At 39.9% G+C, this 849-nt stretch carries 1 protein-coding gene; it reads right to left on the bottom strand.

All coding sequences use genetic code 11. The features are described from left to right. Positions 1 to 849 (bottom strand): SdrD B-like domain-containing protein (locus HMPREF3031_RS11615; RefSeq protein ID WP_142351336.1); only part of this gene is annotated, 849 nt, incomplete at both ends.

Raw genomic sequence — 849 nt, 5'->3', positions numbered from 1 at the left:
TTTCAGGTGTGCCTGGTTCCTCTGGTGTTGTCGGTTCTTCCGGCTTTTCAGGTGTGCCTGGCTCTTCCGGTGTTGGATCCTCTGGTGTTGGTTCTACTACTGGTTTGTAGAATCCGCTATCGATTGTTTTATCATCTGCGTTATTTACAATCACTGTTACAGTTTTGCCGTCTGAGTCTAATGCAGTATTTCCTACATTAACTAATGTTGGTTCATAACCTTCTGGCGTTTCAAATGTAATTGTATATTCACCATTCGGTAAGTTTGTGAACTCATAATTACCATTTTCGTCTGTTGTAGTTGTAACTGTTGATCCATCTGGTTTTGTCAACGTTACTTCTACGCCAGGGATGCCAGGTTCATTTGAGTTTTGGATACCGTCTTTGTTTGTATCTTCCCAAACTTTATCGCCAACTGTGTAAGTTGCTGGTACTGGTGTTGGTTCTACTACTGGTTTAAAGAAGCCACTATCAATTGTGTAGTTATCTGCATTATTGATTGTAACTGTTGTAGTTGTTCCATCTGAATCAAGCGCAGTATTTCCTACATTAACTAATGTTGGTTCATAACCTTCAGGTGCTTCGAATGTGATCGTGTATTCACCATTTGGTAAATCTGTGAATTCATACTTTCCATTCGCATCTGTTGTTGTTGTAACGACTGAACCATCCGGTTTCGTTAACGTTACTGTTACACCTTCGATACCTACTTCGTTAGAGTTTTGGATACCGTCTTTATTACTATCTTCCCATACATAATCACCTAAGTTATATGTTGCTGGTACTGGTGTTGGCTCAACTGTTGGTTTGTAGAATCCGCTGTCGATTGTTTTATCGTCGCCGTTATTAA

It is taken from the genome of Staphylococcus sp. HMSC072B07 (assembly GCF_001815505.1).
GTDB lineage: Bacteria > Bacillota > Bacilli > Staphylococcales > Staphylococcaceae > Staphylococcus > Staphylococcus simulans.
Note: the sequence above shows the minus strand (reverse complement) of the source record. Positions and strands in the feature narration are given on the sequence as shown.